Source organism: Arthrobacter terrae (genome assembly GCF_015708085.1).
GTDB lineage: Bacteria > Actinomycetota > Actinomycetes > Actinomycetales > Micrococcaceae > Arthrobacter_M > Arthrobacter_M terrae.
Genome location: NZ_JADNYM010000053.1, coordinates 1 through 2,479 on the forward strand (window position 1 = coordinate 1; position 2,479 = coordinate 2,479).

Here is a 2,479-nt window from a genome sequence, read left to right on the forward strand (position 1 = left end):
CAGGACTCTTGACATAGGTATTTAATTTGGTGGCGACGTTTCACGGTTTTTGGTTTCGAATCGCAGGATTTGGTTTGTGCCGGGATAGCGGGTTTCTGTGGCAGTGAGATGGTCGCAGAGTTCACTGATCGCGGTGGTGGCGCGGCGGGTGGGGAGCGGGTCGAGGCGGATGGTGAGGTAGCCGTCAGGGCTGGGGTCGATGTCCCCGCTGGTGGTGAGGGCCTGCCGGATCAGGGCGTGGGCTTCGTCGTCGGCGCGGGCGTAGCCGGTGTTGGTGCGGATTTCGCTGGCAAGGGTGGTGGCGGTGTTGAATGAGGCCATCCGGATCGCATGGGCGAGTAGTTTCGTCTCGGTCTCCAGGACCTGTTGTCCCGGGGCTATCTCACCGAGCGGGACCCGTGCCGGGATGTCCTTGTGCGCGGCCTGGGTCTGGTCGAGGGCGGTTTCGGCGGTGAACAGGTCCGCGGTGATCGCGTTGTGCTCGGTGTTGGTGATCAGGACCGTGGACGTTCCCGGTGCCGGGGTCCGGGCGGCCAGCAATGCGGCATCGGTATCGGCGATGGTCTTTTCGTACCGGGCTTTAGCGGTCAGGACTTTCTGGTAGGCCTTGCGTTTGGCCGGGTTCGGCACGGACCGTTCCGGATCGTCATCGGTACTGGTATAGGCGTCGTGGGAGTCCAGGGCAAAGCGCATCCTGGCGTAGCGGAAGTAGTTTTCCTGCCGCCATCTGGCGCCCATCCGGTAAACAATCTCTCCGGCGCTCATGTCGGTGGTGGTGGTGAGGATGTGGATCTGCCGGGACCCGCCGCCGGGGACCTTGACCTGGCGGCTGATCTGACGCATCGAAAACACTTCCCCGGTCGTCCCGATGGGAACCTCGACGTGGGTGTCGGCGGCATCCCAGGTCCGGGTTTGTCCGTGGTCGTCGGTGTGAGTGACTTCTGTGAAGAGGATGTCATTAATGTCAGCGGTGGTGCCCTTGCGCCAGGTCAACACATCAAAGTTGTGCTCTGCCATGTGCTGGAACAGGGCCGGGGACCAGCCGCCGCGGTCGAAACCGACCAGCACCTTCCGGTCATCGCCGATGATGGTGCGCAGGGCCGGCAGGAGCCGGCGTAGTTCCCCGGTCAGTGCGTTGCCGGGTTCGGCCATGACCACCAGCACCGGGGCCCCGTTAGCGTCGGCGACCCAGGTTTCCTCCGTCGCCGGGACCGGGAACTTCAACCGGGTCGAATGGACTTTCCCGAGCTTCTTCGTGCCCTGGTAGGCACGGACATGCCCGTCAACATAGAGCACGGCCGCCAGGCTGCCATCCTCTGCGTCACCGCTGCCGTTGAGGTGTTTGGTGGCCATCAGGGTGAGCAGGTCCCCTGCCTTACCGGTCCCGGCCAGGGCGGCAAGTTTACGGCGGAGGGTTTTCACTTCCGGTGCCCGGTCCAGGCCCAGCACCCGTCCCATCGCTACCGGGTCGATCCGGGTGGTCCCCTCGGCCCGTGGTTCCCCGGCCAAGGCCTGGAATACGGCGCCGGCCAGGATGGTGTCCAGTCCGTAAAACCCGTTCGGCAGCGCACCGAACGTCTCCTTCGCGCATTGCAGGAGTCCTGTTTTTTCCAGGGCGGGCAGGGCCAGGAACAGCCCTGCCAACGGCACCCGGGCCGCCGGGGCGAACACCGGGGCCGCACACTCCAACAACCCGGTCCGGGCCCAGACCCGCTCCCCGGAACGGTCCGCACCGGCGGGCAACACCGGCAGCTCCTTTACCGCTGCGGCGGTGGTGGCATCGCCTTGCCGGTCCTGCCTGGCCGGGTTGGACCCTGTCCGCACCCCCACGTCAGCGGCCGGAGCGGTGCGGGTCCGGGCCGCATCCGCCTCCGCGCTGTCCCCGGGGGCGGTGGATAACACCCGATGGACACTGAAGACGGACACGCCCACAGCCGCGGCAATCGTGCGAAAGGTGTCCCCGCCGGCACGCCGGGACCTGATGTCAGCGACAACATCCGGGGTGAGTTTGCTGGCGCGGCGGGGACCAGGCTTCTCCGGCACGAGTCCGGCCACGCCGGAGGCCTTCAGCTCCCTGCGCCACAGCCACAACGTCCCGGATTCGATGCCGAACCCGGCAGCAATATCGGTCATCGGGGCTGCCTTCATGTCCGCCAGTTTCGCGGCCGCGAACCGGCGCGTTGCCGTGTCTCCGGCATCCCAGGCATAGACCAATTGCCCGTACAGGAAAACACGGCCACCCTCGGCATCCTCCAGCAGCGACGCCGCCGCACCAACCGGCACGGCACCGGCCTCAACAGTTACCGGAAGGGGTGCCTGGGCAGTCATCACACCCATCATCCCACCCCTTCAACAACCGATTATTTCCTCTACTCAATTATATAACAAAAAGGGCAAAATTAACACTCGCCCAGGCAACGAAACCCCGAGAACGCAGGGCATAGCCACACAGCCGACCATCTCATGTCAGGAGTCCTGG

At 65.1% G+C, this 2,479-nt stretch carries 1 protein-coding gene; it reads right to left on the reverse strand.

The features are described 5' to 3' along the window. Positions 1–21: 21 nt before the first annotated feature. Positions 22–2,328: a putative transposase gene (locus tag IV500_RS21095; RefSeq protein ID WP_196398781.1), complete on the reverse strand. Its 2,307-nt coding sequence runs from the start codon at positions 2,326–2,328 to the stop codon at positions 22–24. Positions 2,329–2,479: the final 151 nt, after the last annotated feature.